Below are 23,254 nucleotides of genomic sequence, written 5' to 3'. Positions count from 1 at the left end.
CGGAATTCGACGATATCGGCAAATTGTGGCGGGGGAATCTGGAGGTGCACGGGGCGCGTTGCCCGGTTACAGGAGATCGACCTTGAAGCTGCCAGGAAAATATGTGTGGGCCGGCGTGCTGTCGGCGATGGTGGGCCTGAGCGCCCCTGCGTGGGCCGACGGCAAGCCGACGCTGAAAATCGGCTACGTCGAAGGCTGGGACGATAGCGTGGCGACATCCAACGTCGCGGCGCGCATTATCGAAAAGCGTTTCGGCTATCAGGTGCAACTCGTGCCCGTGGCCGCGGGCATCATGTGGCAGGGCGTGGCGCGCGGCGACCTCGACGCGACGCTCTCCGCGTGGCTGCCGGTGACCCAGGGCGCGTACTGGGCGCAGTTCAAGGACAAGGTCGTCGATCTTGGCACGAACTTTCCAGGCGCGAAAATCGGGCTCGTCGTGCCCGATTATGTCGGCGCGAAAAGCATCGACGATCTCAATGCGCAAAAGAGCGCATTCGGTGGCCGTATCGTGGGCATTGACGCCGGTGCGGGCGTGATGACCAAGACCGATCAGGCCGTCAAGCAATACGATCTGAGCTACACCGTCATGCCGAGTTCGGGCAGCGCGATGACGGCGGAACTCGCGCGTTCGTTGAATGCGAAAAAGCCGGTGATCGTCACGGGCTGGACGCCGCACTGGATGTTTGCGAAATACAAACTGCGCTTCCTCGACGATCCGAAGAATGTGTATGGCGCGGCGGAGCATGTCGACAACGTGGCGAATCCGGAACTGGAAACGAAGGCGCCGCAAGTCGTGTCGTTCCTGAAGAAGTTTCAATGGAAGCCGGGCGAAATCGATAGCGTGATGCTCGCGATTCAAAACGGCGAAAAACCGGATGCCGCCGCCGATACGTGGATCGCCGCTCATGGCGACCGCGTGAATACCTGGGTTGCGGCGCAGTAAGCGTGAGCCAGCGCCCCGTGCGTGCGTCGCGAAGCGAACAGGCTTGATGTTTCGCGACGGCGCGCCGGGTGCAATGCAGCATGCGCGAGGCGCGCAACGCGCCTTGGTTCGTTTTTCAATCAGCTCGTTTTTCAGCGGTGTTTCGCCCACACAGTGCCCCGTTCAGGTGCGCGCGGTGGCGCGGCCGGCTTGCTGCGCCGATTGCAGCAGGCGTTGAATAGCCGTGTCGCTTTTGCGTAAGCGTCTGTCGCAAATCGCCATCCCCGCGGGGTTTTTTCTGGCAACCATGTAGATACAGTGTGCGGCGCGTGCGGCACGAGGAGACGGAATCGATGAAAGCCCCCAAGATCGTAGTCGAAGGACTCAGTAAGGTCTTCGGACCGAATCCGAAAACCGCGCGCGATTTGCTCATGAGCGGCGCGACGAAAGACGAGATGTTCGCAAAGACCGGCTACGTGCTCGGCGTGAACAAGGCGTCGTTCTCGGTGCAGGAAGGCGAGATCTTCGTGCTGATGGGCCTCTCGGGTTCCGGAAAGTCCACGCTGATTCGTCTGATTAACCGGCTCGTCGAACCCACGGCGGGCAAAGTCGTGATCGATGGCCGCGATATTGCGGCGGTGAAGCGTTCCGAGCTGGTTTCGCTGCGCCGCACCGACATGAGCATGGTGTTCCAGTCATTCGCGCTGATGCCGCAACGCACGGTGCTGTCGAATGCCGCGTTCGGCCTCGAAGTGGCCGGCGTAGGGCGCAAGGAGCGCGAGCAACGCGCGCTCGCGGTGCTGGAGCAGGTCGGGCTGGCCGCCTTCGCGCAGAAGCTGCCCGCCGAGCTTTCCGGCGGCATGCAGCAGCGTGTGGGCCTTGCGCGCGCGCTGGCCGTGAATCCGTCGCTGATGATCATGGATGAAGCGTTCTCCGCGCTCGATCCGCTCAAGCGCAAGGAAATGCAGAACGTGTTGCTGCAATTGCAGAAGGAACAGCAGCGCACCATCATGTTCGTTTCGCACGATCTGGAAGAGGCGCTGCGCATCGGCACGCGCATCGCGATCATGGAAGGCGGTCGTATCGTGCAGATCGGCACGCCGCAGGAAATCATCAGTCATCCTGCCGATGAATATGTGCGTGCGTTTTTCGATGGCGTGGATACCAGCCGCTATCTCACGGCAGGCGATCTCATGCAGCGCGAAGCTGTGCCGCTCGTCCACGCGCTCGATCCGAAGAGCGTGGCCGCTTCGTTGAACGGCAGCGCCGATTACGCGTTCGTGCTCGACGCGCAACGCCGCATCAGCGGCTTTGTCACGCGCGATGCGATCGGCGTGGCGCAACCGTCGGTGCGCAAGGTGGAATGCATTTCGCTCGCCGCGCCGCTCGAACAGGTCGTCTCGCGCGTATGCGCGAACGTCACCGCGTTGCCCGTGGTCGACGAAGAGGGCCGCTATTGCGGGTCCATCGATCAGGCTGCGGTCCTGAAGGTCATTACGCGTAACAGGAGTGCCCATGTCTGAGATCATTCCCCTTGGCCGCTGGGTCGATCAGTCGGTTCATTATCTGCTCGATCACGACGCGAATAGTTTCGACGCCGTCGGCAAGGCCATCGAGAGCTTTGCCGCGTTTATCGAGCACGGCTTGCAGGCCATTCCCATGTGGGCGCTGATGGCGTTCTTCATTGCTGTCGGCCTGTGGCGCGTGGGCTGGCGTTTCGCGATGTTCGCTACGGCGTCGCTATTGCTGATCTACGCGACCGGCTTCTGGGATCAGACCGTCGTCACGCTTGGGCTGACGTTGTCGTCGACATTGATCAGTCTCGTGGTCGGGATTCCGCTCGGTATCTGGACCGCGAAGAACAAACTCGTGCAAACCATCGTGCGGCCGATTCTCGACCTGATGCAAACGATGCCGGCTTTTGTTTATCTGATTCCCGCTGCGATGCTGTTTGGTCTTGGCCGCGTGCCGGGCATTCTCTCCACGGTGATCTTCGCGATGCCGCCGGCCGTGCGGCTCACGAGCCTCGGCATCAAGCACGTGAACCGCGAAATCGTGGAAGCCGGTCAGGCATTCGGCTGCACGCCGTGGCAACTGCTTTACAAGGTGCAGTTTCCCAATGCGCTGCCGTCGATCATGCAAGGTGTGAACCAGACGATCATGATGGCGCTGTCGATGGTGATCATCGCGTCGATGGTGGGCGCGGGCGGTCTCGGGAACGACGTGCTGGCGAGTATTCAACGCCTCGATATCGGGCTCGGTTTCGAGAGCGGTTTGTCGGTCGTGCTGCTCGCCATCATGCTAGACCGGATTACCGAGAGCTTTGGCCGCGCACCCGGCGCCGTGAGAGCGCCGCTGTTCTCCGGCATCAAGCAACTGTTTCGTCCGCGGCCGATGATTGCCGAGGCTTGAAGTATGGCGTTCCGCGCGCCGCGGTGTTGGCGCGCGGACTGCTTGCCCGGCTTGTGGCGATTGCGTGCGAAAGCCGGTTTATTTCTGTCCGTCGCGGGCACGTGAATATCGGCCCGGCGCGCCCAGCAGGAGCGCAATGTGACGTCCGCCCTCGCCTCGACCGCCGTGCAAGCGGCGATTGAATCGACGTTCGAGCATTTCGGTTTCCTGACTTTGCCGAACTTTTCAATGATCGCGTTTTCCAGCGCGGTCGAAGTCTTGCGCATGGCCAATTACGTGGGCCGTGGCGATCACTATCGATGGTCGGTCTATACGCTCGACGGCGAACCTGCGCGCGCGAGCAACGGCATTGCGGTACGTCCCGCGCAACGCCTCGATCTGAACAAGCTGCCCGACGTGCTGATCGTGTGCGGCGGCATTCGCATTCAGGAAGCCGTGGACGAGCGCGTGCGCGCCGTGCTGGCCGAGGTCGCCGCGCGCGGCATTCCGCTCGGCGGTATCTGCACGGGCGCTTATGCGCTGATTACGAGCGGTTTGCTCGACGGATATCGTTGCGCCGTGCATTGGGAAAATCTCTCGACGTTCTACGAGTCGTTTCCCGACGTGCAATTCGCCGACGAGCTCTTCGTGATCGATCGCGACCGGCTCACGTGCACCGGCGGCACCGCGCCGCTCGATCTCATGCTTGAACTGGTGGGCGCGCGTCTCGGACGGCAAGCTGCGGCAAAAGTCTCCGAGCAATTCATCCTCGAACGCATTCGCGGCTCGACCGATCTGCAGCCGATTCCCGTGGATGCGCGCGTTGGATTTTCGCGTGCGGAACTCGTGGAAGTCGTGCGCCTCATGGAAGCCAATATCAAGGAGCCGCTTTCGCTTGAAGAACTCGCGCGCCTCGTGCGGCTATCGCAACGCCATTTGCAGCGCATGTTCAAGGAATATTTGAACGTGTCGCCGACACATTATTATTTGAGTTTGCGATTGAAACGCGCGCGCGAATTACTGCGTACGACCGATACGTCGATTGCACGCGTAACGTCGATTTGCGGATTCAATTCGCCGTGTCATTTCAGCAAGGCGTATCGCGTGCAATTCGGACACGCGCCTAGTCACGAGCGGCGCGCGCCGGGCTAACGATCAGCGCCTAGTGCAGCGACGCGCCGGGTTCCACGTCGCTTGTCAGCGAGGAATCGGGGCGAAAGAATGCGTCGAGATCGGGGAATTGCGTCGGTTCCTGGCCGCTGCGTTGCTCGCGAAACATATTCGGCGGCACGCCGAATTGCTTGCGGAATTCTCGCCCGAGATGCGAGGCGTCCGAAAAGCCGCAACTCGATGCAATATCGGCCACCGTGCGGTCGGAACTCGTGAGCAGCCACGCAGCGGTGCGCAGGCGCAGCGCATTGGCGAAGGTGCGCGGGCTTTTGCCCGTTTCCGATTTGAACAGGCGTTCGAGCTGCCGCGCGGAAAGATTGAGCTTGCAGGCCAGCTCTTCGAGCGGCACGTTGCGTCCCACCTGTTGCTCCATCAGCAGGATCGCGCGTTTGACTTTCGGATGCGTGGCGGGTTCGAGTCCCGGCGGATGCGGCTGCGGCGCGTTGCCTTTCTGCATTTCACCCACCAGCAGAATACGCAGCGCTTTTTGCACGGTGGCGTGATCGAAATGGCGCAACAGAATCGCGGCGGCCACGTCGATCGACGCGCGTCCGCCCGAACAGGTAATGCGCCGCCGGTCGATCACGAAGAGACGGTCGGCCACGATCGCGTCCGCATTGACGGACGGAAAGCGCTCGATAAAGTCCCAATAGTGAAACCAGCTCACGCAGATGCGGTGCGCATCGAGCACGCCCGCGCGCATCAGCGTGAATACGCCGGTGCAGATGCCGACCACGGTGGTCGTGCCCGCGGCGGCGCGGCGGATGTATTGCAGCGTGGCCTCGCTGGCCTGCGGTCCGGAATGCAGCAGGCCGCCGACGATCACGAGGTAGTCGACCGGCTCCGCGTTGTCGAAGGTTTCCCATGGCGTGATCTGAATGCCGCAACTCGCGCGTACCGGCGCGAGCGTTTCGCCCAGCACGCGCCACGAGCAGCGCACCGGCTTGCTGAAATCGCCGTCGTCGGCGGAGAGGCGCAGCATGTCCACGAAACCGGAAAAGGCGGTCAGCGTGAAATTGGGCAACAGCACGATGCCGAAGCGGATGCGCGCCTTCTCGGCGGTCTCGGGCGAGGGAACGATCGGGAGCGGGTTAGACATGGCGGCGCGTGAAAGTGGGAGGCGCGAGGCGGTTTTCGCAAGCGTCGCCGATCGAAAGGGCGCGCGCTTGTGTTTTTCCGCCATCGACTTTCGCAAAAGCGCATATCGCGGGCGTGCTGGCGACGGCGTACCGTCGCGCTGGCGTTTTCATTCTATCGGTTTGCAGCGGCCTTTGGTCAACTGCGTGGTCAGTGTTCCCTGCACCGAAAGGAGCCCCGCGTGCCGCGTGCCCAAACTGTCGAGCTGAATGATCGCGCCTGCCATGGCGATGCCGCCGCGGCGCTCGCGCTGCTGGAGCACAGCATCGGTCGGGGCCACGGGCGCATCGGGCTGTTGCGCTATTGGCAGGCGCGCCGGCTGGGCGCCGCGCTGGAGCCGCGGCATCATGATTATGCGCGGCGCGTGGCTGAAAAAATGAGCGATCGAGCCCTCGCGGCACTCGCGGCGCAGGCGCAGCGGCGCCATCGCGACGAGTCTGCCGCGGTCGCTCAGGCAGGTGCGTCAGAGCACGACCGTGCGCCCGTCGTTGATGAACACGCGGCGCTCCAGAAACGCCTTCACGGCGCGCGCGAGCACCACGCATTCGACGTCGCGCCCCACAGCCAGTAGCCGTTCCGGATCGAAGCTGTGATCGACGCGCTGCACTTCCTGTTCGATGATCGGTCCTTCGTCGAGGTCGTCGGTGACGAAATGCGCCGTCGCGCCGATCAGTTTGACGCCGCGCACATGCGCCTGGTGATAAGGCCGCGCGCCCTTGAAACCGGGCAGAAAAGAATGATGAATATTGATCGCGCGACCCGCGAGGCGGCGGCTCGTTTCGTCGGAAAGAATCTGCATATAGCGCGCGAGCACGAGCAATTCGGAACCGGTCGAATCGAATAGATCGAGAATCGCCGCTTCCTGCTCGCGTTTCGTGTCGGGCGTGATCGGCAAATAATGAAACGGCAAATCGTGCTGATGTGCGAGCGTTTCGAAATCGCGGTGATTCGACGCGATGCCGGCAATATCCATCGGCAATTCGCCCATGCGCCAGCGAAACAGCAGATCGGCGAGGCAATGTTCGAGCCGCGAAACCATGATGAGCACTTTCGGACGCACCTGAAGATCGTGGATGGACCACGTCATCGTGTGCTCGCGCGCGGTGGGCGCGAATTCGTCGCGCAGGCTTGCGAGATTGCAGCGTGCCGTCGTGTCGCGCACGACTTCGTGAAAGACGCAGCGCAGAAAAAAGCGTTCGCTGATGTCGTCGTCGAAAACGGTGAGCTCGTCGATATAGCAGTGGTGCCGGTCCAGAAAGCTCGCGACGGCGGCCACCTGGCCAGCGGCGCTCGGACAGGACAGCGTGAGGACGTATTGATGCGGACGAACGTCGGCGGACATGCGGATTCTCCGGTTATCGTGGTGCGCCTTTCGCATCGCACGCGAAAGGCGATGTCGCGAGTAAGCCATTGTTTGGTGCATCACAGATAGAACGGTTGCGCTCTTTAGCACGTATGGAAACGCCAGGTCGTGTTTGAGTCGCACGGTGTCGCTTTTTATCGCGTTGCCGCTTTTTAGTCCGGTGACGATTAAAAGGCGAAGTGCGGTGCTTTGACCGGGAGTGAGTGATGGAAACGTTCGTTGGCTTGCGCGCGGGCGCGGCGGAGCACTGCCACGCGCTGTTTCGCGTGCGCACGTCGTTTGACGACGTCTATATGGCAGTGATTCGCTCGAATTACGGCAACGAGGAGCGCGCCGTGGTGGAAGTGGAGCGCGAACGCTTTTTCGCGTTATGGCGTCGCGATCCGCAAGGTTTGCATGCCGCGTATGCGGACGGCAGCATGCTTACCTGGCGCGTCGACGGGCGCTTCGATCTGGCGACCGACGGGTTCAGTTTCGGCGAGTACGATCCGGTGCCGCTGGCCGAAGTGCGCTGCGCCGGAGGCGAGACGCCGTGGGTGGCGTTAAGCGACGGTGTGATCCGCACGGTTTGGCTCGCAGCGCACGGCGCATCGTGCTTTCCGGTGGAGTGCCGCGTGGACGAAGCGCCGCGGCTCGCGCGCCACGCGGGGACCGGCGCGCACAAGTGGAGGCGGGTGGCGGAGCTGATTCCGGTTGCGCCCGCCTGAGTGTCCTTACGCCGCCTTCCCCTCGCGCTGCAACGCCTGCACGTTCTCCAGCTGCGCGAGATGGCGCAACAGCTTCGACACCATCATCACGACCGTCAGCGCGAGCACGACGAAGAACACCGCGAGCGGCGTGAGAATCTGCACGGAGACAAAACCTGCAAGTCCCATCATCGCCGAGGAAACCAGCAGCAGCGCGCAGCCGAGAATCGCACTCGTGAGCCCGGCGACTTCGGGGAACAGCGAGTTGCCCTTGGCCATCAGCGTGGGGTACATCGCGCCCGCGCAGAAGCCCATGAACAGCACCGGCGTGGCGAGCGTCCACACGCGCAGGCCAACGGTCAGCGCGAGCACGAGCATGACGATGGCCGACGCCGCCATCGCGAACGAACCGGCGCGCAAACGCACTTCGGGCGTCGGCATACGCGGGCCGTGCAGACGGTTCGAAAGTCCGCCGAGGAAATACATCAGACCGATGCCGAGCGCGAGATAGCCGAAAAACGTCGGCGGTTTGTGCAGCGTGCTCTGCACCATGAACGGCCCGACGATATTGAAAACCAGCAAGATGCTGTAGCACAGTCCTTGCGCAAGAAAACAGCTCTGAAACACCGGGCTCGCGAGCACCTTGCGCGCATTGGCGATGAGCGTGCGCGTTTCGAGCTTCACCGGCTGGCGCAGCGTATCGTGATAGCGCCACAGCACGCCCCACATCACCACGGCCCAAACAAGCAGAAACACGAGGCACGAACGCCAGCCGAACCACGTCTGCAAATGCGCGCCGATCACGGGCGCGATAATCGGCGCGAGTCCCCACGCAATCGACATATACGTGAACGCGTGCAGCAACGCGGTGCCGGAAAACGAATCGGTGATGATGGCTTTCGCCAGCAGATTCGTGGTCGCGATGCCGAAGCCTTGCAGGCAGCGCGCGAGCACGAAGGTTTCCAGATTCGGCGCGACGAGCGACAGCAGACAGCCAATCGTAAAGATCGCAATGCCGAACGCGAGTACGCGCTTGCGTCCGTGGGCGTCGGCAATGGGGCCGAAAATCAGCTGGCCGAGCGCGTACGCGGCCATATAACCGGAAACGCTCGACTGGATCGCTTGCGGCGAAGTCGTGAAGAAGTGCGCCATGGCGGGCAGCGCCGGTACATAAATATCGATTGCGAGTTGTCCGGCCGAGGAAAACAGGCAGATCATGAACAGCAAAAAGCCCGGCGTATTCGTCGCGCGCCGGGCAATGGCGGGCGGATTGGCGTTATCGTGGTTCATCACAGCGTCGAAGAGGCGGAATGCGGCGGCGCGGCGGGGGTGGGGCCGGATGCAGGCGCGCGGCGCGCGCGAGATCCGCGCACGCCGCGTGTTTTGACCGCGTGAATAGCCGATATTGTGCCTGTGCTTGCGCGAGTCTGCTCGACGTGGCTTCGCGCGGATCGACTTCGCCGCGTTGTGGCCATCGGCGACAACTTTCGGCCGCATGCGAAATGCGTGGGTTTTTACGCGTTCGCGCCCTGAAAATCAGGCAAAAAAACAGTATCTGCGCGATTTTTACGCAGACGAGCGTCGCCGCGAGCAAAAAGATAACCACGCATTACGCCCATCCCGATGCGTTTTGAAAGGCGGCAAATGCCGCTGCGGCGGCGGCATGCGTGCGAACGGACGTGCGAAAGCGGCATCCGGGAGACGCGATTCAAAGGTGCTGAAGAGAGATCGCTACGGCGCGCTCGATCGGCCTGCCGACGAGACGGCGGCTGCACATGGCGCGTCAACACGGTCTTACGCCGCGCATCGAATAAACTTCCGGTCGGTATGAAGCTGGGAGTTTGAAAGGGACGTGGTAGGCGGAGCACGCAATATTGCGAGAATCGTACGGCGAATTGCACAGCCAACCTGTGCATTGAGAATCAATTCGATTGAAGCGGACGCGATGCCCCATCGGCTGCTTTTTTTGCTTGCGGTTCTGCAGAAGACCCGAATACAATCCGCCGCGTCACAACGAAAGGAGTCCCTCGTGGACACAAGCTCTAGCAGTGGAAGTTCGATGCCGGTCCACGCCGGCGTCGCAGCCGCGAGTTAGCCGCGAATTCGTCGCACAGGACATGTCCTTCGCCGCTAGCTCGCTTTGTCGGGTTAGCGCGCTTCATCGTCGCGCCGATTGTCGGGCTTGTGCTCGCATTGGTGTCGCCATCAGCACGCTCCCTTTGTTGAATTGAATCGTGTCGCGCGCACACGCGTTTTGCGTTGCGCCGTCGCGTCATCATTCGCCGTTCCGGCTCGTCTGGCCGGACGGAGGTGGGCTTATGTTCGTCAAAAATTTTTCGGTTTCGCACCGTGGCGTGGTCGCGCGAGATGTATTTGCCGTATTTCACGCGGCTTTAAAAAAGAAATCGCTTAATGACCTCGCAATCGTCCAGGCGATTGCGCCGGACGCACTCGCCGCGACAATCATGAAAATGCCCCGCAAACGCGCAGTGATGCAGGCAGCGACGCCCGTTCGCCTTGGCGCGCTGATCGCACTTTGCCTCGCGCAGTCCGCATTCGCGCAAAGTGCGGATGCGCCCACTGGTTTGTGGAGCCGCTCGACGCTGTTCGGCGATCTGGGCGGGCTGCGCCCTTGGCTCGATGCGCGTGGCGTGACGTTCGGGCTGCAGGAAACCAGCGAGTATCTGAACAATCTCTCGGGCGGCACGCACCGGAGCGGCGCGTACGACGGATTCACGGAATTGAGCGTCGGCGTCGATACGCAAAAAGCGTTCGGCTGGCCTGGCGGCGTCTTCAATGTTTCCGCGCTGCAGATACACGGCACGAGCCTCACGCAACGCAATCTTCAGGCGCTGCAGGCGGTGTCCGGTGTCGAAGCCGATGCCGGCACGCGTCTGTGGGAACTCTGGTATCAGCAGTCGTTCGCGAGCGGCAAGGCCGACATCAAGATCGGCCAGCAAAGCGCCGATCAGGAATTCATGGCCAGCGAGTACGCGGGCGCGTTCATGAACGCCACGTTCGGCTGGCCGGTGCTGCCGTCCGTCGATATGCCCGCGGGCGGCCCCGCGTATCCGCTTTCGTCGCTCGGCGTACGGTTGCGCGTGACGCCGTCGAATGCGTGGACCGTGCTCGCGGGCGTATTCGACGGCAATCCTTCGGGCATCGGCAGCGGAAGCGCCAACAGCAACGGCGACGCGCACGGCACGAATTTCAATCTGCACGATGGCGCGCTGTTCATCGGCGAAGTGCAATATGCGTTGAATGCGTCCGATACATCTGCGCCCGATGCCAAATCATCAGGATTGCCAGGTACCTACAAACTGGGGTTCTGGTACAACACGCAACATTTCGCCGATCAGCAATTCGATACCGGCGGTGTTTCGCTCGCCAATCCCGCGAGCACGGGCATGGCGCAATCGCATCGCGGCGATTACGGCCTGTACGCCGTGGCCGATCAGATGGTCTGGCGTCCCTCGGCGGACAGTCCGCAATCGCTTGGCGTGTTCGCACGCGTGATGGGCGCGCCGGGCGATCGCAATCTCGTCGATCTCGCAGTCAATGCGGGCGTCACGCTCAAGGCGCCGTTCACCGGCCGCGACAACGACGTGGCGGGGCTCGCGGTGAGCTACGCGAAAATCGGCTCGCACGCGCGAGGTCTCGCGAACGATACGGCGGCTGTGACGCCAGGCTATCCGGCGCTCAGTTCGGAAACGGTGCTGGAAGCGACGTATCAGTTTCAGATTGCGCCGTGGTGGCAGGTGCAGGCCGACTTTCAGTACGTGTTCCGTCCGGGCGGCGGCGTGCCCGATCCGCAGAATACGTCCCGTCGTATCGGCGACGAGGCGGTGGTCGGCGTGAGGACCGTCGTTGCGTTCTGATCGATGCCAATAAAAAGGCGCGCCGTGCGTGGCGCGCCTTTTTATCGCTTTGTGTCCGGTTTTGTGTCCTGTTTCGTGTCCGGATTCGTGGCGATCAATAAGCCGCAACCCAGTGTCCAGGCATCCACGCCCAGTGATTGCCTTCCCAGCGGTAGTGGCCCTTCACCCAGTGATAACCGGGCGACGGCGCGGGCGGCACGACCTCGACGCGCGGGGCCGGCTCGGGCGGCCGCGCGGGCTCCACCACGCAGGCCGAAAGCAGCGCGGCGCTCGTGAACAAAGCGGTGAGCAGCATCGGCTTCGTTTTCATGATCGGGTTCCTCCTTGATGTGTGATTGGCTTGTTGGTCGTGCGGGGATGCGTCCGGCGCTGCGAATTGCGTCGCGCCAGGCGTCTTGTCATGTGCGGATCAAACCCGTCATCGGCCGCGTCGTGCCTGCTTCGGCGAACAGCGCGGCAGCCGTGCGTTGCGGATCGAGGCCGAGGCTTTCCGCGGCGGCCCCTGCGATGAGCGCATCGAGCGAAGCAGTCGGTTTGAGATCGCGTCCTTCGTAGAGGTCGGCGTTGCGCAGGCCGGGCCAGTCGGCGATCACGCGTCCGCCCGCGACCGCGCCGCCCATCAGCATCGCCACGGATCCCTGGCCGTGGTCGGTGCCGCCGGTGCCGTTCGCGGCGGCGGTGCGGCCGAACTCCGTCGCCACCAGCACGCTGGTCTTGTCCCATACCGGACCGAGCCCGCTGCGCAGCGCGGCGAGCATCGTGTCGAGCGCCTTCAGCTGATTGCCGAGCCGCGCGTTCTGCGCGCTGTGCGTGTCCCAGCCGCCGGTCTCGATCATCGCGATGCGCGGGCCGTCCGGGCGCGCCAGAAAATCGGCGGCGAGCTTGCCGAGACTGGCCGGGTCCTGCTTCGCGCTCGCGTCGCCCGCGAGGCCGCGTGCGTTCATCGCCGAGGTCCAGAGGCCGCGCAATTGCACGTCGCTCTCGTAAAGCGCGGAGACGCGCGTGAGCAGATCGTCCGACGCGGCGGGCAGCGCGGAGGGCGCATACGACGTTGCGTGCGCCGCGCCACGCAAAGCGAGCGGCACCGTGGGCGCGAGCGCGATGGCGCTGTCGCCGCGCGTCGGACCGATTTGCGCAACGAGGCGATTGAGCCAGCCGTCCTTCACCTGATACGGCGCGCGCCCGCCCGTTTCGAGCACGTTCTGGCCGTCGAAATGCGAGCGGTCGCGATACGGCGAAGCGATCGCGTGAACGAACAGCGCCTGCCCCGATCGATACAGTTGCGCGGTCTGCGCGAGCGACGGATGCAGCGCGAACGTGCCGTCGAGTTTCGCGGCCTTGTCCGTGTCGATGGCGAGCGCGCCGCGCAGCGACGCGTAAGCGGGATCGGCATAGGGCACGACGATGTTCAGGCCGTCGGCGGCGCCGCGCTGGATCACGAACACGAAGCGGCGATCGGTGGCCGCGCTCGCGAAAACGAGTTGCGGCGCGACGAGCATCGCGCCCGCGCCGGCGGCGGCGACGCGCAGAAAGTGGCGACGGGAGAGCATGCGTTATCTCCTCAAAAAGTCGGGCGAGACGAGCAGCAGCGCGACGGCGGTCTGCGCGCTTTCGGCGTGCGCGACGGCCGTGGCCGTGGGCGCGCCGAGCGTGCCGGGCAGCACGCTCTGACCGAGCGTGCGTGGGTCGAGCGTGTCGCCGACACGCGCGGCGAAGCGTTGCGCGACTTCGACGCGGCGCACGAGCGCGTCGGGTGCGGCCCAGCTTGCGGCGATGTCGTCGTAGCCCGCGGGCGAGCCGGGCCGCCACACGGGCTGGCCCAGTTGCGTGAGCAGCGGCGCGGCGTTCAGGCCGCCCGAGCCGCCGCGATCGCGCCAGCCGAGCGCGCGCATCGACGAGACGGTCCAGTCCCACGGCGTCTTGAACTTGGCGTCGTCGGCGGACCAGGCTTGCGGCGCTTCCACCAGCGCGCGATAGACGCTCGGCAGATCGCCGCCGCTTTGCTCGAACACTTGCGCGAGGCGGTCGGTGAGCGCGGGCGGCGGATTGTCGGCCACGAAATGACGCGCGAGCTGAAACGCGATATGGCGGCTCGTCGGCGGCGCGTGCGCGAGGTCGTGCAGAATCGCGAGCGCCTGTCGTTCGTCATCCTGATCATATTGGCGACCCATCACGGTGCGCGTGCCGGGCTCGTGCAGCGCGGGCCGAAACACGAACGCGCCGGGCGCGGCGTTGCCCGGTTGCGGGCCGCGCACGCCCGCCACGCTCCAGCCCGTGAGCGCGCGCGCGAATTCGGTGACGTCGGCCTGCGTGTAGCCGGTGCGCACGCCGAGCGTGTGCAGCTCCATGATTTCGCGCGCGAGATTCTCGTTGAGACCGCGTTGATGCGAGGGATCGCGTTGATCGGCGCGCAGCGCGGCGCGGCTGTTCGGGCCGACCGAGCGGATCTGATCGAGAAAGACCTGCATGGCCGCGTGCTGTTCGACGGCGACCAGCAACGCGTCGAAAGTGCCGAGCACGTGCGGGCGGATCGCTTCCATCTCGAACGAACCGGCGAGTCCGGCGAGCGCGGGTTTGTCGACGGAAACCGCAAAGTGATTCGACCAGAAGTGGACGAGGCGCTCGACGAAGGGCGTGTCCGTCTGCAAGGCGCTGTCGAGGCGCGCGTTCACGGCGCTGCGATAGACCTCGACGCCTTCGCGCCGGATCGTGCGATTCACGGCTTGACGTTTGGCCTGAGTCGATGTGGCGGGCGCGGCGTCGCTGGCGGCGTCTTTCATCGCGCTGTTCGTCGCGCTGTTGGCCGCGCTGTTGGCCGCCATATCGCCGCTCAAACCTTGCTGACGCTCCTCGCCGAAGCGCGTCGTAAGCGCGATCGCGCCGGGCTGATCGCGCCAGGCGGCGGGCAGCGCTTCATAGCGCGCGAACTGATCGAGCAGCCAATGCGGCGGATTGTCGGGCGGCGCTTCGTCGGGGCGCGCGCCGAGGCCGAAGCGATTCATGGCGATCGCGGCGGCGCGGGCGGTCGGCAAGCTGTTCATGCGCGCTCCTCGTGACGTGGCGTATTTCCCTTAAACGCGGTGGCGTCGGGAATCCGTCGCGAGGATCGCGATTTTTTTGCGCTGGTTCTGTCACGCGATGCCGCGCGACGTCAGTTCGTCTCGCCCGCCTCGCTGGCCGCGCTCGCGGCGGCGCGCGGCGCTTTGCGCGGCGCGGGCAGTCGCCATTGACCGCTGCGCCTCAAACCTTCGACAAACTTCAGGCGCTCGTCGGGCGTGAGCGTCGCGGCATAGTCGGCGACGCCGCTTTCCACCTTCGCGCGCAAGGCGCTGTCCGCTTCGCGCGTGTGCGCGAGCGCGGTGTCGAGCGCGGCGCGGTCGAGTTGCGGCGCGGCAAGCAGATCGAGCACCTCGCGGCGATCTTCGCGAGCGGCGCGTGCATCCTCGCGGCCTGCGCGGCGCGCGGCCTTGAGCGCGTCGATGAACTGTTGTTGACGCTCGGGCGTCAGGCCGTCGGTGGCGAAACGCAGCGCCGCGCGCGCCATCGGCGTCGGCGGGCTTTGCGTCTGCATCTGCGTTAGCGTATCGATCGCGCCGCGCGCGGCGAACCAGCGCCACGCGCCGCCTGCAATCGCGCCGAGCAGAAACACGTTGAGCAGCACCGATCCCACCAGCAGCGCTTTCCAGGAACGGCCGTTCATTCGTCGCTCCCGTCGTCGCCGGCATCGCCGACACTCGATCCCAGATAGCTGCTTTCGTGGGTGAATTCGTGCGCGGCGTCCCGGGCCGCGTCGCGCGATTCGAACGCGGCCCGCGGGCCGTACACGGACGCCGCCGGATGGCCGAGCAGCATCAGCGACATCGCGAGCGCGCCCGCCACGGCGCCCGCGAGTCCCGCGCCCGCGAACGCCGCGCCCGACCACCAGAAGCGCCGGCGTTTCGACGATGCATCGGCGCGAACGGGTCGCTGGGGCACCGGCGCGGGCGCGCTCGCCACGATCTGCTCGACGAGCGCGCGCGAGGGCGGCGCGACCATGTCGCGGGCGAGCCACGCGTCGAGTTCGAGCGCGGCATCGAGCGCGGCATCGGCTTCGGCGCGATGCGTGCGCGCCCAGGCGAGCGCGTCGGCGCGTTCCGCCTGCGGCCAGCGCCGCGGGTCGGCGCCCCACGCTTCGACGAGAGTGTGGAATCGTTCGGGTGTCATGCGGAGTCCTTGCCGGCGCCATCACCGGCCAGTTGTGCGCGCAGGGTGCGCCGGGCGCGCGCCAGCAGGCTTTCGAGCGCGTCGACCGAAATGTCCATCAGGCCGGCCGCCTCGAGATTCGAAAGCTCTTGATAGTACGTGAGCACGAGCGCTTCGCGTTGCCGCACGGGCAGCGCGGCCAGCGCCGCGCGCACGCGTTCGTCGCGCGTGCGGGCTTCGATGCGCAGATCGGGCGTGGCGGCCGGATCGGCTTCGTCGGGCAGCGTCTCGGCGGGCTCCTCGCGACGGCCGCGCAGACGGTCGTAGCAGAGATTGAGCGCGACGCGGTGCAGCCAGGTGTCGAAGCGCGCTTCGCCGCTGCGCCAGTGAGGCGCCTGTTTCCAGATGCGCACGAAGGCCTCCTGGGCGATGTCTTCGGCTTCCATGCGGTCGCCGAGCATGCGGGTGGCGAGCGCGAGCAGGCGCGGCAGCTTGCTCAGGACGAGCGTGCGCACCGCGCCGGCGTCGCGTGCGCCGACGCGCGCGACGAGTTCCGCGTCGGGGTCGCGCTCGTTCAAGGCGCGACGCCGCGGCGCGGCGGATGCGGGTGGCGCGGATGGGGCCGCTGCCGGTGCAGCAACCGCCGCCGCGGCATCGGGCGCGGTGCCGCCTGCCTGCGCCGCACGAGTCTCATCGTCGTCCCCTCCCAGGGCGTGGGCCGGTGCGCGGTGCGCCGCCGTAGCGGCGTCGGCCGGTTCGCGAACGTTCAATATACGACGACCGCGGGCCGGTAGTAGGCCGGACGGGCCGGTACCACGACGCAGCCGGTCAGGATGGCCGCCGCGAGCGTGAGCAGGATGAGGATCTTCATGATCGTGCGCCGGTTCGGTCGGAGTCATTCACCTGGACGGGTTCAGGCCCAGTGGCCCGGCACCCAGCGCCAGTTCGGACCGTGAGCGATCCAGTGGCCCGGCACCCAGTGGTAGCCCGCGCGCACCGGCTGCCAGTGACCGGGACGCCAGACGTAGTCTCCGTGCGCCCAGTGCCAGTGGCCCGGATCCCAGACGAAGCCGGGACGCGGCGGCGGTACGGTTTCGACGCGCATCGGCGGCGGCGCGTGCGGCGCGATGATGACGGTCTGCGCGAATGCGGTGACCGGCACGGCAAACGAAACGCTGGCGAGCGCCAGAACGGCGGCGCTGACGAGCGTGCGAAGCGACGGGTTCGACATGGAAACTCTCCCTCTTTCGTGACGGGCGCGGTGCTGGCGTGGCCCTTGTGCGAATTGAACGGAGTGAGGCGGAGAAATCCGTCGCGGGAGAGGTGAAAATTTTTTCGATGTGGCGTGCGGGCCGGTTTTCGGGCGCTTCGAGCGCGATCCTTGCGTTCGGTTTACGGTGCGAGCATTACGGCGCGAGCAACGCCGGCGCACACGCCGCCACGGCATCGCGCACGCGCACGATGGCCGCGTCGCGCATCGCGCTGGCGCGCCAGCCCAGTTCGATCGGATAGCCCGGCAGCGCGAGCGGGCACGCCACCATGCGCAGGCCGGTGAGCGCCGCGATGGCGCGCGCGGCGTGGCGCGGAATCGTGGCCACGGCCCGGGTGCCCGCGAGCAGATGCGGCAGCGCCGCGAAATGCGTGGTCGATGCGATCACGTTGCGCTTCAGGCCGTGCGCCGCGAGCGCTTCGTCGACGATGCCCACCACGCCGCCCGACGACACGAGAATATGGCCGCGCGCGACGAAGGCATCGAGCGTCAGGCCGTTGCTCTCACGCGTGTTCCTGTCGCCGGGCGGGCACGACGCGGCGTCCAGCAGGCACGCGTAATCGCCCTGACCGAGCGCCTGATGGCTGAGCCCGCGCGCGGAAAAGCCGCCCGCCGCGATCGCCAGATCGATTTCCTGATTGGCGAGGCTGTCGCTCACGATCTGGCTGTAGGTCTGGCGAAAGATCACACGCAGGCCCGGCGCGTGCCGCGCGAGGTGCATCATGATCGGCTGGCCGAGCGCGAGTTCGAAGTCGTCGGAGAGGCCGATGGCGACGGCGCGGCCGTGAAAGTGCGTCGCGTGCGGCGAGGCGATCGCGAGCGACTGGCGGCATTTGTCGAGCGCTTCGCTGATCAGCGGCTTCAGCTCGCGGGCGCGCGCGGTCGGCGCGAGGCCGCGTCCGGTCGGCGTGAACAGGCGGTCGGCATAGAGTTCCCGCAGACGCTTGAGCGCCGCGCTGACCGCGGGCTGCGTCATGTCGAGGCGGATCGCCGCACGGCTCGCGCCGCCTTCCTCGAAGAGTGCTTCGAAGATCTTCAGCAGATTCAGGTCGACGTCGGAGATATCACTCGCAGGCATAGCTGAAATGGACTGCGCCGGTGGGCGCGCGGTGGCGATCCCGCCATGATACGGACACGCACACATACGGAGAACATCATGTCGAAATCGAAGGTGGCGGCATTGCAGATCGGCTCGTCGGCGCAGGGCAAGGCCGCAACGCTCGAGCACATCCTGTCATTCGAGGCGGCGATCCGCGACTCGGGCGCGCAGCTCGTGGTCATGCCCGAGGCGCTGCTCGGCGGCTATCCGAAGGGCGAGATCTTCGGCACGCGGCTGGGCTACCGTCTGCCCGAGGGACGCGAGGCGTTCGCGGCCTACTACGAGAACGCCATCGACGTGCCGGGCGCGGAAACGGCCGCGCTCGCCGAATTGTCAGCGCGCTGCGGGGCGTCGATCGTGATCGGCGTGATCGAACGCGCGGGCAGCACGTTGTATTGCACGGCGCTCTTTTTCGATCCGCAGGCGGGGCTGGTCGCGAAGCACCGCAAGCTCATGCCGACCGGCACCGAACGGCTGATCTGGGGGCAGGGCGACGGATCGACGCTGCCCGTGGTGAACACGGCGGCGGGCGTGGCGGGCGCGGCGATCTGCTGGGAGAATCACATGCCGCTGCTGCGCATGGCGATGTACGCGAAAGGTGTGCAGATCTGGTGCGCGCCGACCGTCGACGAGCGCGAGATCTGGCAATGCTCGATGCGACATATTGCCCACGAGGGGCGGTGTTTCGTGATCAGCGCGTGCCAGGTGCAACCGTCGCCGTCGGCGCTCGGCATCGAGGTGCCGGGCTGGGATCCGGCGCGTCCGCTGATCAATGGCGGCAGCGTGATCGTCGGGCCGCTCGGCGAAATCCTCGCGGGACCGCTGCACGGCGAGACCGGCCTCGTGGTCGCACAGATCGACACCGACGAACTGATCCGCGCGCGCTACGACTTCGACGTGGTGGGCCATTACGCCCGTCCGGACGTGTTCGCGCTGAACGTGGACGAGCGCGCGAAGCGCAGCGTGCAGTTCACGGGCGGCGAGCCTGGCGGCCTGTGAATCGCCTGCGTCGAGTTGATTCGTATCGCTAAGTAATTTGCTGATGAAACATGCGCCGCGCGGCGCGATTCGCGCGCCGCATTGTTGCCGCCCGCGTCATTGATTGATGCGCGCGGCGACATTGATCGGCGTGCGAGGGGCCGTTAGGCTCCCGGGTGGCCCGCGAGGCGCCGCCCATCACTCCACGCACGCTCCATGTCTGCACCGCAATCCACCGCGCCGCTCAGCGGCGGCAAGCTCGCGCTCGGCACCATTGCCGTGTCGCTGGCGATGTTCATGAACGTGCTCGATTCGTCGATCGCGAACGTCGCCATCCCGACCATTTCCGGCGACCTCGGCGTGTCCGTCGACGAAGGCACGTGGGTCATCACGATCTTCGCGGCCGCCAACGCCGTTTCCATTCCGCTCACCGGCTGGCTCACGCAGCGTTTCGGCCAGGTGAAACTGTTCGTCACCTCGATCCTGTTGTTCGTGCTGGCCTCGTGGCTGTGCGGCATGGCGCCGAACCTGCCCACGCTGCTCGCCGCGCGCATTCTGCAGGGCGTGGTGGCCGGACCGCTCGCGCCGCTTTCGCAGGCGCTGCTGCTCGGCTCGTGGCCCAAACAGAAGTCGTCGACGGCGCTCGCGCTCTGGTCGATGACCGCGCTGATCGGGCCGATCGCCGGGCCGTCGCTCGGCGGCTGGATCACCTACGACTACAACTGGTCGTGGATCTTCTATATCAACGTGCCGGTGGGCCTGTTCGCCGCCGCCGTCACGTGGTTCATCTATCGCGACCGCGAGTCGGCCACGCGGCGCGTGCCGATCGACGGCGTGGGGCTGATCCTGCTCGTCGTGTGGGTGGCCTCGCTGCAGATCATGCTCGACAAGGGCAAGGATCTCGCGTGGTTCGATTCGCCGCTGATCGTGGCGCTCGCGATCGTGGCGCTGGTGGGCTTCGCGTTCTTCGTGGTGTGGGAACTGACCGAAAAGAATCCGGTGGTCGACATCCGCCTGTTTTCGCAGCGCAATTTCGCGGGCGGCACGATCTCGATCTCGGTGGCCTACGGCATGTTCTTCGGCACGCTCGTGCTGTTGCCGCAATGGATGCAGGGCTATCTCGGCTACCGTGCCGTGGATTCGGGTCTCACCACCGCGCCGCTCGGCATCTTCGCCGTGGTGCTCACGCCGATCATCGGGCGCATTCTGCCGCGTAGCGACCCACGCTACATCGCCACGCTCGCGTTCATCGGCTTCGCCGCGGTGTTCCTCATGCGCACGCAGTTCTACACCGACGTCTCGCACTGGGACCTCGTGCTGCCCACGCTGCTGCAGGGCATTCCGATGGCGATGTTCTTCGTGCCGCTTACCTCGATCATTCTTTCGGGGCTGCCGCCCGAGAAGATTCCGGCGGCCGCCGGGCTCTCGAACTTCGCGCGCACATTCTGCGGCGCGGTGGGCACCTCGCTGATCGGCAACGCCTGGAACGACCGCACGATCCTGCATCACGTGCGGCTCACGGAGCAGGCCAGCGTGACCAATCCGGCCTTCATGCAGAGCGTGGAGTCGGCGCGCCAGTCGCTGCACGTGAGCACCGACGCGGCCTATGGGCTGTTCAACTTCTCGGTGGACGCACAGGCGGCGGTAATGGGGCTGAACGACATTTTCTATATCTCGGCGTTCATATTTATCGGCATTATTCCGCTCATCTGGATTACGCGCCCTTCAAAAAGTTCCGCAGATTCTTCAAATACTGCCGGCGCCCACTGATTACGGGAACTTTTTGCGTTTAAATGAATACGGCCCGATATTTCGGGCCGTTGTTTTTTAATCGGGGATTGAAACGCACGCGAAAGCCGGGCGTAATTGACAGCGCATTGTCGCAGCGAAATCGCGACGTTTGGCCGCATGGGCCGCCAATAAAAATGGGGCGGCCCGCAGCAACGGACCACCCCACCTGTCCGTTGCAACTGTTCCGGAGTTTCTTCAGACCCGGAAATATTACCATGGCCTCAAGCCTTGAATTAACGCACTTTTGACAATAATCAAGTTCGTGATCTTGACAGTGGCGTCGCGTGATTGCCACAGCCGTGTGACAGACAGATGACGCGGGCGATTCGATTTTTCCCTTTGCGCACAAGGTTTTAAGCGTCGATTTTCGGATATTTCCAGATTTCGCAAATATCTGTTCCAGCACTTGCGTACTGCGATTTGCGCACTTTGGCACTTAAACTTCGCTGCGAGATTGCCGGGATGGCTCCAATACCCGGATCCATTCAGGTCAGTCTGAATGTCAATTTAAGGAAAGTCATGAAGAACACTCTGATTATCGCGGGCGTCCTGAGCGCCTTCGCAGTTTCGGCTCACGCACAAAGCAGCGTCACGCTGTACGGTTCGCTGGATGCGGGTATCGTCTACGCGAACAACGCAGGCGGCCATTCGCAATGGAACCAGGGCAGCGGCGCTCTGTCCGACACGTACTTCGGCCTGAAGGGCAGCGAAGACCTCGGTGGCGGTCTGCATGCGATCTTCACGTTGGAAAACGGCTTTAACCTGAACAACGGCAAGGACACGGAAAGCAACACCATGTTCAACCGTCAGGCTTACGTTGGTCTGCAAAGCGATCGCTTCGGTACGGTGACGCTGGGCCGCCAGTACGACTCGATGGTTGACTACCTGTCGCCGCTGTCGGAAGCAGGCGCTGGCTACGGCAACAACCTGGCCGCTCACCCGTTCGACAACGACAACCTCGACCACTCGTTCTCGATCAAGAACGCAGTGAAGTACACGAGCGCGAACTACGCTGGCTTCAAGGTCGGCGGCCTGTACGGCTTCAGCAACGACGCCGGCCAGTTCTCGAACAACCGCGCATGGAGCGTCGGTGCTTCGTACAACAACGGCCCGCTGAACGCAGCCGCTGCTTACCTGCAAATGAACAACTCGCGCACGAACTCGAACACGAGCGGCGCGAACTCGGCTGGCGCAGGCAACAACACGAACCTGTCGGCTGAAACGCAACGCACGTTCGGCGCTGGCGTGAACTACTCGTACGGCCCGGCAACGGTCGGCTTCGTGTGGACCCACACGCAGTACGAAGGCCTGATCGCTGGCTCGCAAGGCGGCGACACGCTGTACACGTTCGCGAACAACACGAACCTGCACCTCGACAACTTCGAACTGAATGGCCGTTACGCGCTGACCCCGGCTCTGAGCCTGGACGCGTCGTACACGTTCACGGACGGCAAGCTGAAGAACTCGGCTGGCTCGACGGATCCGAAGTGGCACACCGTTTCGCTGCAAGCTGACTACTCGCTCTCGAAGCGTACCGATGTGTACGTCGAAGGCGTCTACCAGCACGCATCGGGTTCGCTGGGCAACCAGGCAAACGTGGCTATGATCAACACGCTGTCGCCGTCGACGACGCCGAACCAGATCGCTGCTACGGTTGGTCTGCGTCACCGCTTCTAATCGAAGCCTGATGTAAGCCTTCATCGTCAGACGAAGGGCGCGCGAACCGGATCGGCCGGTCCGGTCCCGCGCTGCTCGACTGGCGATCGAACTGGCCCGTCATGCGGATCGCGCTCACAAGGCGCGTTTCGCTGGCGGGCCAGTTTGTTTTGGTGGCGCATGTTTTTGCGCCGCCCGATCGTGCGTACGAACGCATCGTCAGTTATTGCAGCGCGCACGGAACCGCTTTACCCTGTGAGTCGCCATCTCACACCGGAGTCCGCCGATGCAAGCGTTGCCCTTACGTTTGTCGCCCGGAGACGATCTGCGCGAAACACTGGCCGCCGCGCTCGCCCGGCACGGCGTGCAGGCGGCGTTCGTGGTGCAGGGCATCGGCAGCCTGAGCGCGGTGGAACTGCGCTATGCGGGCGTCGATACACCGGCGTCGCTGCGCGGCGATTTCGAAATTCTCACGCTGGCCGGTTCGTTGTCGCGCGACGGCGCCCATCTGCATGCGAGCGTGTCCGACGCACACGGCCGCGTATCGGGCGGCCACGTCGCGCACGGCTGCATCGTGCGCACAACCGCCGAAGTGCTGCTCATGCTGTTGCCCGACTACGCGTTCACGCGCGAGCACGATGCGCAAACCGGCTTCATGGAACTCGTCGTGCGCAAGGCGTAACGTGTAGCGCGGAAAACGCGGACGTGAAAAAACGGCGGACGGTCGATGA

21 protein-coding genes and 1 pseudogene are annotated in these 23,254 nt (G+C 64.7%); 10 read left to right on the top strand and 12 right to left on the bottom strand.

What is annotated here, in order from left to right:
- Positions 1 to 82 precede the first annotated feature (82 nt).
- From BMY06_RS08320 to BMY06_RS08305, 4 genes and pseudogenes are all read left to right on the top strand, one after another.
- Positions 83 to 943: a glycine betaine ABC transporter substrate-binding protein gene (locus tag BMY06_RS08320; RefSeq protein WP_065059928.1), complete on the top strand. Its 861-nt coding sequence runs from the start codon at positions 83 to 85 to the stop codon at positions 941 to 943.
- Between the two features lie 224 nt (positions 944 to 1,167).
- Positions 1,168 to 2,445, top strand: a pseudogene (locus tag BMY06_RS08315) (quaternary amine ABC transporter ATP-binding protein); the annotation flags it as partial.
- Positions 2,438 to 3,334: a choline ABC transporter permease subunit gene (gene choW / locus BMY06_RS08310; protein WP_065059927.1), complete on the top strand. Its 897-nt coding sequence runs from the start codon at positions 2,438 to 2,440 to the stop codon at positions 3,332 to 3,334. The pseudogene BMY06_RS08315 and the gene choW, both read left to right, overlap by 8 nt.
- 138 nt (positions 3,335 to 3,472) lie before the next feature.
- Positions 3,473 to 4,465, top strand: a complete 993-nt coding sequence (locus tag BMY06_RS08305) for a GlxA family transcriptional regulator (protein WP_065059926.1) — start codon at positions 3,473 to 3,475, stop codon at positions 4,463 to 4,465.
- 10 nt (positions 4,466 to 4,475) lie between these two features.
- Here the strand turns inward: BMY06_RS08305 and BMY06_RS08300 are convergent, their stop codons facing one another.
- The 3 genes from BMY06_RS08300 to purU all read right to left on the bottom strand — a co-directional run bounded on the left by BMY06_RS08300 (position 4,476) and on the right by purU (position 6,962).
- Positions 4,476 to 5,582, bottom strand: a complete 1,107-nt coding sequence (locus tag BMY06_RS08300) for a GlxA family transcriptional regulator (RefSeq protein WP_080180220.1) — start codon at positions 5,580 to 5,582, stop codon at positions 4,476 to 4,478.
- 147 nt (positions 5,583 to 5,729) lie between these two features.
- On the bottom strand, positions 5,730 to 6,047 hold the full coding sequence (locus tag BMY06_RS40560) for a hypothetical protein (RefSeq protein ID WP_065059925.1): 318 nt from the start codon (positions 6,045 to 6,047) through the stop codon (positions 5,730 to 5,732).
- Between the two features lie 36 nt (positions 6,048 to 6,083).
- Positions 6,084 to 6,962, bottom strand: coding sequence for a formyltetrahydrofolate deformylase (gene purU, locus BMY06_RS08290; protein ID WP_074982552.1), 879 nt, complete (start codon positions 6,960 to 6,962; stop codon positions 6,084 to 6,086).
- Between the two features lie 227 nt (positions 6,963 to 7,189).
- On the opposite strand from purU, the gene BMY06_RS08285 reads away from it, so the two are divergent.
- Positions 7,190 to 7,690 (top strand): plasmid fertility inhibition factor family protein, encoded by a 501-nt coding sequence (locus BMY06_RS08285; protein ID WP_065059923.1) that lies wholly within the window; start codon positions 7,190 to 7,192, stop codon positions 7,688 to 7,690.
- A 6-nt stretch (positions 7,691 to 7,696) separates the two neighbouring features.
- Here BMY06_RS08285 and BMY06_RS08280 read toward each other — a convergent pair whose 3' ends face one another.
- Entirely contained in the window at positions 7,697 to 8,959 is a 1,263-nt protein-coding gene (locus BMY06_RS08280) for a multidrug effflux MFS transporter (RefSeq protein ID WP_065059922.1), read from the bottom strand.
- Positions 8,960 to 10,134: 1,175 nt separating this feature from the next.
- Here BMY06_RS08280 and BMY06_RS08275 point away from each other — a divergent pair.
- Positions 10,135 to 11,547: a carbohydrate porin gene (locus BMY06_RS08275; protein WP_074982708.1), complete on the top strand. Its 1,413-nt coding sequence runs from the start codon at positions 10,135 to 10,137 to the stop codon at positions 11,545 to 11,547.
- A 94-nt stretch (positions 11,548 to 11,641) separates the two neighbouring features.
- Here the strand turns inward: BMY06_RS08275 and BMY06_RS08270 are convergent, their stop codons facing one another.
- From BMY06_RS08270 to BMY06_RS08235, 8 genes are all read right to left on the bottom strand, one after another.
- The gene (locus BMY06_RS08270) at positions 11,642 to 11,857 is read right to left on the bottom strand and encodes a YXWGXW repeat-containing protein (RefSeq protein ID WP_074982550.1); all 216 of its coding nucleotides are present in this window, start codon (positions 11,855 to 11,857) and stop codon (positions 11,642 to 11,644) included.
- A gap of 88 nt (positions 11,858 to 11,945) precedes the next feature.
- Positions 11,946 to 13,097, bottom strand: a complete 1,152-nt coding sequence (locus BMY06_RS08265; RefSeq protein WP_074982548.1) for a DUF1501 domain-containing protein — start codon at positions 13,095 to 13,097, stop codon at positions 11,946 to 11,948.
- Positions 13,098 to 13,100: 3 nt separating this feature from the next.
- Positions 13,101 to 14,588 carry a DUF1800 domain-containing protein gene (locus BMY06_RS08260; protein ID WP_074982546.1) on the bottom strand — a complete coding sequence of 496 codons (1,488 nt, stop codon included), beginning with the start codon at positions 14,586 to 14,588 and terminating at the stop codon, positions 13,101 to 13,103.
- Positions 14,589 to 14,698: 110 nt separating this feature from the next.
- A complete protein-coding gene (locus BMY06_RS08255) occupies positions 14,699 to 15,247 on the bottom strand; it encodes a periplasmic heavy metal sensor (RefSeq protein WP_065059916.1) in 549 nt (182 codons plus the stop codon).
- Entirely contained in the window at positions 15,244 to 15,750 is a 507-nt protein-coding gene (locus BMY06_RS08250; RefSeq protein ID WP_074982544.1) for a hypothetical protein, read from the bottom strand. Before BMY06_RS08250 ends, BMY06_RS08255 begins: the two co-directional genes overlap by 4 nt.
- A complete protein-coding gene (locus BMY06_RS08245; RefSeq protein WP_390970037.1) occupies positions 15,747 to 16,502 on the bottom strand; it encodes an RNA polymerase sigma factor in 756 nt (251 codons plus the stop codon). The genes BMY06_RS08250 and BMY06_RS08245 overlap by 4 nt, the downstream gene beginning before the upstream one ends.
- Positions 16,503 to 16,642: 140 nt before the next feature.
- Entirely contained in the window at positions 16,643 to 16,960 is a 318-nt protein-coding gene (locus BMY06_RS08240; RefSeq protein ID WP_080180219.1) for a YXWGXW repeat-containing protein, read from the bottom strand.
- 175 nt (positions 16,961 to 17,135) lie between these two features.
- Positions 17,136 to 18,077, bottom strand: coding sequence for a LysR family transcriptional regulator (locus tag BMY06_RS08235; protein WP_074982542.1), 942 nt, complete (start codon positions 18,075 to 18,077; stop codon positions 17,136 to 17,138).
- A 78-nt stretch (positions 18,078 to 18,155) separates the two neighbouring features.
- On the opposite strand from BMY06_RS08235, the gene BMY06_RS08230 reads away from it, so the two are divergent.
- The 4 genes from BMY06_RS08230 (at position 18,156) to BMY06_RS08215 (ending at position 23,205) form a co-directional block, all read left to right on the top strand.
- Positions 18,156 to 19,097, top strand: coding sequence for a carbon-nitrogen hydrolase family protein (locus BMY06_RS08230; protein ID WP_065057961.1), 942 nt, complete (start codon positions 18,156 to 18,158; stop codon positions 19,095 to 19,097).
- A gap of 195 nt (positions 19,098 to 19,292) precedes the next feature.
- On the top strand, positions 19,293 to 20,846 hold the full coding sequence (locus tag BMY06_RS08225) for a DHA2 family efflux MFS transporter permease subunit (protein WP_074982540.1): 1,554 nt from the start codon (positions 19,293 to 19,295) through the stop codon (positions 20,844 to 20,846).
- A 540-nt stretch (positions 20,847 to 21,386) separates the two neighbouring features.
- Positions 21,387 to 22,544, top strand: coding sequence for a porin (locus tag BMY06_RS08220; protein WP_065057963.1), 1,158 nt, complete (start codon positions 21,387 to 21,389; stop codon positions 22,542 to 22,544).
- A gap of 265 nt (positions 22,545 to 22,809) precedes the next feature.
- Positions 22,810 to 23,205, top strand: a complete 396-nt coding sequence (locus tag BMY06_RS08215) for a PPC domain-containing DNA-binding protein (RefSeq protein WP_074982538.1) — start codon at positions 22,810 to 22,812, stop codon at positions 23,203 to 23,205.
- Positions 23,206 to 23,254 lie beyond the last annotated feature (49 nt).

Source organism: Paraburkholderia tropica, assembly GCF_900109265.1.
GTDB classification, from domain to species: Bacteria; Pseudomonadota; Gammaproteobacteria; order Burkholderiales; family Burkholderiaceae; genus Paraburkholderia; species Paraburkholderia tropica.
This window is presented reverse-complemented; position numbering and strand designations above follow the sequence as displayed.

Bases quoted from the DNA above. Each gene is read 5' to 3' on its own strand.
- BMY06_RS08300 (WP_080180220.1), bottom strand. From the start codon at position 5,582: ATGTCTAACCCGCTCCCGATCGTTCCCTCGCCCGAGACCGCCGAGAAG.
- BMY06_RS08280 (WP_065059922.1), bottom strand. From the start codon at position 8,959: ATGAACCACGATAACGCCAATCCGCCCGCCATTGCCCGGCGCGCGACG.
- BMY06_RS08225 (WP_074982540.1), top strand. From the start codon at position 19,293: ATGTCTGCACCGCAATCCACCGCGCCGCTCAGCGGCGGCAAGCTCGCG.
- BMY06_RS08255 (WP_065059916.1), bottom strand. From the start codon at position 15,247: ATGAACGGCCGTTCCTGGAAAGCGCTGCTGGTGGGATCGGTGCTGCTC.
- BMY06_RS08240 (WP_080180219.1), bottom strand. From the start codon at position 16,960: ATGTCGAACCCGTCGCTTCGCACGCTCGTCAGCGCCGCCGTTCTGGCG.
- purU (WP_074982552.1), bottom strand. From the start codon at position 6,962: ATGTCCGCCGACGTTCGTCCGCATCAATACGTCCTCACGCTGTCCTGT.
- BMY06_RS08235 (WP_074982542.1), bottom strand. From the start codon at position 18,077: ATGCCTGCGAGTGATATCTCCGACGTCGACCTGAATCTGCTGAAGATC.
- BMY06_RS40560 (WP_065059925.1), bottom strand. From the start codon at position 6,047: ATGGCGCCGCTGCGCCTGCGCCGCGAGTGCCGCGAGGGCTCGATCGCT.
- BMY06_RS08260 (WP_074982546.1), bottom strand. From the start codon at position 14,588: ATGAACAGCTTGCCGACCGCCCGCGCCGCCGCGATCGCCATGAATCGC.
- BMY06_RS08285 (WP_065059923.1), top strand. From the start codon at position 7,190: ATGGAAACGTTCGTTGGCTTGCGCGCGGGCGCGGCGGAGCACTGCCAC.
- BMY06_RS08250 (WP_074982544.1), bottom strand. From the start codon at position 15,750: ATGACACCCGAACGATTCCACACTCTCGTCGAAGCGTGGGGCGCCGAC.
- BMY06_RS08275 (WP_074982708.1), top strand. From the start codon at position 10,135: ATGAAAATGCCCCGCAAACGCGCAGTGATGCAGGCAGCGACGCCCGTT.
- BMY06_RS08265 (WP_074982548.1), bottom strand. From the start codon at position 13,097: ATGCTCTCCCGTCGCCACTTTCTGCGCGTCGCCGCCGCCGGCGCGGGC.
- choW (WP_065059927.1), top strand. From the start codon at position 2,438: ATGTCTGAGATCATTCCCCTTGGCCGCTGGGTCGATCAGTCGGTTCAT.
- BMY06_RS08220 (WP_065057963.1), top strand. From the start codon at position 21,387: ATGAAGAACACTCTGATTATCGCGGGCGTCCTGAGCGCCTTCGCAGTT.
- BMY06_RS08230 (WP_065057961.1), top strand. From the start codon at position 18,156: ATGTCGAAATCGAAGGTGGCGGCATTGCAGATCGGCTCGTCGGCGCAG.
- BMY06_RS08215 (WP_074982538.1), top strand. From the start codon at position 22,810: ATGCAAGCGTTGCCCTTACGTTTGTCGCCCGGAGACGATCTGCGCGAA.
- BMY06_RS08270 (WP_074982550.1), bottom strand. From the start codon at position 11,857: ATGAAAACGAAGCCGATGCTGCTCACCGCTTTGTTCACGAGCGCCGCG.